We start from the raw sequence: 6,242 nt of genomic DNA on the forward strand, positions 1-6,242 counted from the left end.
TCCCTCACTGAGGAACCCTTCATACTTGCAGAGCTTCTAGAGTGCATCCATGAGCTAGATGCCCAACTCCAACAACACAAACAACGGATTGACCAAGCTCTGGAACTTTCTACCTATCGTCACAGTCTACCAACAAAGCCTAAGGGCTGGTGGTGGTATTTGGATCAACAGCGTCCTCCTCATCCGCTAGATCGTTACGACTGGGTGTTTAACGGTGTGACCTTTGCAGGTTGGAGTGTCAGTCTGGCTCTGCTAGTCAACATTGTTAGTCGTTTCTTAAGTGGTGGTCCCGGTGTAGCTGGCACTTCCGCCATCATTGTACCAACTCTGATCACTCTGCTGAAAGCCAAAAGTGACCTTACTGAAGAAGAGCAAAAAGATAACGATTTCTCAGAAGCATTGAAAAAATGTTTTGAGGAATTGCTAACTCGTTTGAAGGTGCCCAAGTTTCTTCATGCTGAAACCAAGTTTTTCTCCACTCTCGCTCTAGTGTTGGGATTGCTAGGGTTTTGGTCTAGCCTACCCAAGATTTCAGTTATTTACGGTCAACGTGGCTTAGAGCACTATCGAGCCGGTGAGCTTAGTAGTGCCGAAGCCGACTACCAAAGAGCGATTGCCCTTGATCCTGATAATGCTAAGGCCCATTATAACCTGGCCGTAGTTTATGAAGACTGGTTACAGCTCAAGAAATCAAAGCAAGAGTACCAGTTGGCAGTAAGTGCCAACATTCCTAGGGCATACAACAACTTGGCCAGACTCTACATTCTAGAAAAGGACTATCCTAAAGCGGCAAACATTTTAGTTGAAGGTCTAAAATTAACCACAAAGCAATCAGTTTATCCAGAGGATAAGTACAATCTCTATAAAAATTTAGGGTGGGTAAGATTCAAACAAAACCGGGATGATGAAGCTAAAATTGCCCTGGAAAAAGCTATCAATATTGCTAAGAATCCAAAGGTAGCAAACTATCTGCCCAATCGTGCCTCTGCCTCTTGTATTTTAGCTCAGGTCTTTGAACGTCAGAAAAAACCTGAAGCTTCCCAGGAATCTCTAAAGGAATGGAAAAATTGTCGCGATTTAATCCTAGAAAATCCTCTGATTTCCAAACCAAACCAATGGCTGGATCTAGCTAATGATTTAGGAATAGGAAATCCTTGGATTCCAGAAGAAGACACCTGGTTACATCTAGCTAATCAACGTATTCAGAAAGCTCAACAACAGAAAACAATGCCATGATTTGGAAACGTCTATTCTCCATCTTCCTACTTTCCACGGTTTTAATCGCGATCGCAGCTCCAGCAACTATTCCGGCTGAGGGTATTTACGAGATCGCAGCTCTCACAGGAGATGTTCAAGTGAAACGTCCCCTGTGGTTTGGTTATCGTCGGGCTTACAAAGGAGATCGCCTCAAGCTCACAGACCGAATCTGGGTCAAAAACCCTCAGTCCTCTGCTACAGTTTCCTGCAATAATCTCAGTAATTGGGAAGTTGCTGTAGGAACAGCTTTTAAGGTGTCTGAAGGTTGCTCAAATTCAGGAATATTGTTCCGACCGGAAGATGATCTTGCACCTGGACGTGGCATCGAGAATGAAGACCTTCCCTACCTGATCAGTCCTAGGAATACAGCACTACGTCCTAATCAACCCCTGACCCTGCGCTGGCATGCCATGAAAGAAGCCACCCACTATGATGTTACTATTAAGTATCTGGCAAGACCAGTGTGGGAAAAACGGGTATCTGAACCCATAGTTGATTACCCTGATAGCTCCCAACTCCGACGGGATCGGGATTATTTTATAGTTGTGACTGCTAGTACCGGTGTCTCTTCACCTGAAAATCCCGATCAAGAGTCAGCTCCCACCATTACCCTGCTGACGGATGAGCAGGAGCAGGAGCTGAAGAAAAACCTAGCTCAGATTGAGACACAAAATCTGGATGCAGATGCCAAAGCTTTGGGGCAAGCTCATCTTTATCACAGCACTTGTCAAGATCAAAATTATCCCAACACTTGTCTCAATCAAAATGCCATTGAGGTTTTAGAAACAAGAATCAAAGCTGGTACAGACAATGCTGCCATTTATCAGCTCCAAGCTGACATGTATAAGCGCATTGGACTAAAGCGACAGGCTCAGCAGCGTTACCGCACAGCCCTGGCACTGGCTAAAAAGACTAACAATTTGCCATTGCAGGCGGAAATTCAAGAACAGCTTGGTGAGATTGCCCACAACCTAGAAGAGTTTGCTGAAGCAGTTGAATGGCTAGAGGCTGCTGAGGCAATTTATCAAAAGGGTTTAAATTTGGAAGATCCAGAGGCACAAGGGAAGCTAGAGGAGCTAAGAAAGGATATTGAGGATTCTCGACAGAGGATTTGAGGGGATAACTAAGTAGTCAGGGGTCAGCTATCAGCTATCAGCCAACGGCCAACGGCTGACCGCTGACCCCTGACCGCTGACTGCTTTAGGTTTGTTATGATCACCTTTTGGACAAATGTTGTTGAAACGGAAACCAGATGAGTGACTTGGATTCAGGGAAGTATCGGCAACTACTAGTAGAAGTCAAGCAGCGCATTCGCGAGGCCCAGTACCAATCTCTCAAAGCAGTCAACAAGGAATTAATTACTCTTTATTGGGATATTGGACGGTTAATTTTTAGCCGTCAACAGGGAGAAACCTGGGGTAAGTCAGTCGTAGAACAACTAGCAAAAGACTTACAAGCGGAGTTTCCAGGTATCAGTGGCTTTTCGGTTCGGAATATCTGGAATATGCGCAATTTATATCTCACCTACTCTCAAAATGAAAAACTGCAACCATTGGTTGCAGAAATTGGTTGGAGTCATAATTTGCTTATTATGCAAAAGTGTAAAGATGACTTAGAGCGAGAGTTTTATATCCGGATGACGCGGAAATTTGGCTGGACAAAAAATGTTTTGATTCACCAAATAGAGAATCAAACCTACGAGAAAACGTTGCTGAATCAAACTAATTTTGAACAGACAGTTTCCGAGGATATTCGTAAGCAAGCTAAGTTAGCCGTTAAAGATGAGTACACCTTTGATTTTTTGGAACTAGCTGATCAGTACAGTGAGCGTCAGTTAGAGCAAGCAATTATAGCTAAAGTCGAACCATTTTTACGAGAAATGGGAGGGATGTTTGCCTTCATTGGCAGTCAGTATCGCTTAGAAATTAGCAACAAAGAGTATTTTATTGATTTGCTGTTATTTCATCGCAGTCTCAAATGTTTGGTAGCAATCGATTTAAAAATCGGGGAGTTTTTGCCGGAATATATAGGCAAGATGCAGTTTTATTTAGCAGCGTTAGATGACAAAGTTAGGCTAAAAGAGGAGAATTATGCCATAGGAATTATTCTGTGCAAGTCTAAAGATAAGACCATTGTGGAATATGCGTTGAAGGAGTCAAACAAACCGATTGGTGTTGCTACTTATCGAATAGTTTCAACGTTACCACAACAATTGCAGAATCAACTTCCTGCACCTGAACAAGTGGCTTTGTTATTGGAGGGGGTGGAGTGATAGTAAGCATACAGCGGTTTGCGTAGCGTGTGCGTAGCACATAAGCTGTTCGCGTAGCGTGCGCGTAGGGCATAAGCTTACTCGTTTAGAAATTAGCAACAAAGAGTATTTCATTGATTTGCTGTTATTTCATCGCTATCTCAAATGTTTGGTAGCAATCGATTTAAAAATCGGGGAGTTTTTGTCGTAATATATAGCCAAAATGCAGTAGCTCAGAGTGATGAGGTGGAATTGTGAATCAGTTTATGCTAGCAGCATTTAAAGAGGCTCAGATGGGTTTCCAAGAGGGAGGAATACCGATCGGTTCAGTTGTGGTTAAGGGTGGTGAAATTGTAGGGCGTGGGCACAACCGGAGAGTCCAAAAAGGTAGTGCAATCCTTCATGGCGAGATGGATGCTCTTGAAGATGTTGGCTCTCAACCTGCTTCTTTTTATCAAGATGTCGTTTTGTACACTACATTGTCACCATGCAGTATGTGTACTGGCGCGATTTTGTTGTACAAGATCCCCCATGTTGTGATTGGGGAAAACAAAACGTTCTTAGGTGAAGAAGAATTACTTCGTTCTAGAGGTGTTATTGTTGAGGTTTTAAACGACGATAGTTGCTATCAATTAATGCAAGACTTTATTCTGAATAACTCTAAACTTTGGAATGAGGATATTGGTGTTGTTGATAATAATGATTTATAGCGTTTGTCGCATTCATGAGGTACAGTATTATTTGAGGTGGATTCCCTGTATTGATGCAGCGCATCGCTATTCCAGATTAACTCTTATCTGTTCCGGTGATCCGCTGTTCCCTGTTCCCTAAAATCCCGAGTGTACCTCATAGCTATGATAATTGCTATAATTTGAATTACTGCCGAAATTAGCCAGCAGTAATAGGGATGAGCAAACTACTCATCTTTCCAAGATAATACCGATTTTTAAGAATTACAAAAATCCGATGCACCTATGACGTTATTCGTTAGGGTCAAGGCAGAAGAGGCACTTCTTGAAGATTTTAGCTAATCTTATTCAAGGACAGATTGGGTTTGAACTACTTGTGTCAGGTAGTCAGGACTGTATCTTGGAGCTGGCTAGGTGGTCAGCAATCACCTTGTGATAGATCTTTATCATGTGATCTACCTTAACTTCCCAATCAAAATGTTGCATAACTTTATTTTGGCCCATTCTTCCCATATCAAGGCGTTTTTGGGGTGAGTGGGCCAGCGTCAGCATTGCATTGGCAAGACTATCAATAAACTCCTCTCTAGAGGAGGGTTCTACAAGAATTCCACAAGAAGTATCGAGATAATCTGCTGGGCCTCCCCAATTAGTGGCAATCACTGGAAGTCCCTTTGCCATTGCCTCAAGCACCACTGCCCCACCACACTCTAAAAGACTGGGTAAAACAAACGCATCAGACTGCTGTAATTGCTCTGAACACTTTTCCTGAGAAAGCCAACCAGCAAAAAATACTTTACCAGTATTGTGGATAGTTGTGGATAAAATCTTGAGTTCTTGTGCTTGTTTCTCTAATTTATCCCTCTCTGTTCCATCACCAATAATAGTTAAGCTGATAGGAAACTTTAGGGATGCCTGTTTAAAAGAAATCAGCAATATATCAACGGCTTTCCAGTCCACAAGCCTACCAATAAAAATATAATTTACTGTTTTTATTTCACTGTTGCTAGACGCAGATAATAGAGGCTTAAATATAGATAAATTTACACCGTTTTCTACTATTTTAATTACTTGTTTGCAGGCGACTTGAGGTAGTGCTTTTCGGGTTCGCTCATTTGCCACTATGAGTAATGCTGCCTGTTTCTTTCCAGGTATCAATTGGTTCATAATATTTAAAAACTTCCGTCCCAAAAATATGGTTAAATTGACAGTTTTCTTTTGGAGTTTATGAAAACCTGGAGGATAGTCCATACCACCATTCATAGGACCAATAATGATCGGTACACCCATTCCAAACAGCATAGATGGCTCTTTAGGGGATACTGGAATCGGTTGATGAATAATATTGATCTGCTCCTGCTTAACAATACGGCCAATGATTTGCCGCTGGGTCAGCTGGGTCAAAAGACGCATAACTAGCCCTAGGGTAAAGTAGGATAAACGGGTAGGCAGCAGATTACCTAACTGCCACAACATACGATGCCAAATGGTGTCAGGAACATAAGCAATATGTTGATCTTGGGGAAATAATGCCTCTAATTCTGCACGAGTGCGTTCGTGTACGACTAACCAAGTAGGAATTCCTCGTTGGCGCAAAATTCGATAGTAATGTAATGGAAGAGCTGCTTCACCACCAAACTTTGCAGATGCATGTTCCGCTGCAATCAATACTCGAAGGTTCATATTATATACCCTATGTTCTGTGATCTGTTTATCCACTAGCACCCGGGATTGACCTTTGGTCACGCTACGCCATGCGACCTAGGAGCCGCTAAAACCGATCGACTACACTTACTTTGTCACTCTAATTACCTATACAGGGTCAATGTATATTGTCAATAAACTACTAATATTTCTTAATAAACTCGGCCTTATTGTGCTTGTTGACAATGTATTTTCCACATATAGCAGTCTTAAATGATTCGTGAAATATATTGGCCACGCTGCGCGAACGCCAAATCCCTATAACCCTTGCCCAGCAACGATTACCGATTTTGCTGATTTTACAAATGATTTGGGTGCGGCTCTTCTAGAAATACGGTATTATT

Annotated in this window: 5 protein-coding genes and 1 pseudogene; 5 read left to right on the forward strand and 1 reads right to left on the reverse strand. The window is 42.3% G+C overall.

The window, feature by feature from the left end:
- The 5 genes and pseudogenes from F6K20_RS20465 to F6K20_RS20485 form a co-directional block, all read left to right on the forward strand.
- A partial coding sequence (locus tag F6K20_RS20465; RefSeq protein ID WP_287295838.1) for a tetratricopeptide repeat protein occupies positions 1–1,236 on the forward strand: 1,236 nt, incomplete at its 5' end.
- On the forward strand, positions 1,233–2,372 hold the full coding sequence (locus F6K20_RS20470; protein ID WP_287265265.1) for a tetratricopeptide repeat protein: 1,140 nt from the start codon (positions 1,233–1,235) through the stop codon (positions 2,370–2,372). The genes F6K20_RS20465 and F6K20_RS20470, both read left to right, overlap by 4 nt.
- A gap of 137 nt (positions 2,373–2,509) precedes the next feature.
- Positions 2,510–3,529, forward strand: a complete 1,020-nt coding sequence (locus F6K20_RS20475) for a PDDEXK nuclease domain-containing protein (RefSeq protein ID WP_287265263.1) — start codon at positions 2,510–2,512, stop codon at positions 3,527–3,529.
- Between the two features lie 82 nt (positions 3,530–3,611).
- A pseudogene (locus tag F6K20_RS20480) lies at positions 3,612–3,716 on the forward strand (PDDEXK nuclease domain-containing protein); the annotation flags it as partial.
- Between the two features lie 46 nt (positions 3,717–3,762).
- A complete protein-coding gene (locus tag F6K20_RS20485; RefSeq protein WP_044492035.1) occupies positions 3,763–4,218 on the forward strand; it encodes a nucleoside deaminase in 456 nt (151 codons plus the stop codon).
- 366 nt (positions 4,219–4,584) lie between these two features.
- Here F6K20_RS20485 and F6K20_RS20490 read toward each other — a convergent pair whose 3' ends face one another.
- A complete protein-coding gene (locus tag F6K20_RS20490; protein WP_044492033.1) occupies positions 4,585–5,877 on the reverse strand; it encodes a glycosyltransferase family 4 protein in 1,293 nt (430 codons plus the stop codon).
- Positions 5,878–6,242 lie beyond the last annotated feature (365 nt).

Source organism: Moorena sp. SIO2C4 (genome assembly GCF_010672485.1).
GTDB classification, from domain to species: Bacteria; Cyanobacteriota; Cyanobacteriia; order Cyanobacteriales; family Coleofasciculaceae; genus Moorena; species Moorena producens.

Excerpts from the sequence above, each read along its gene's own strand:
- F6K20_RS20470 (WP_287265265.1), top strand. The coding sequence starts at position 1,233 with ATGATTTGGAAACGTCTATTCTCCATCTTCCTACTTTCCACGGTTTTA.
- F6K20_RS20475 (WP_287265263.1), top strand. The coding sequence starts at position 2,510 with ATGAGTGACTTGGATTCAGGGAAGTATCGGCAACTACTAGTAGAAGTC.
- F6K20_RS20490 (WP_044492033.1), bottom strand. The coding sequence starts at position 5,877 with ATGAACCTTCGAGTATTGATTGCAGCGGAACATGCATCTGCAAAGTTT.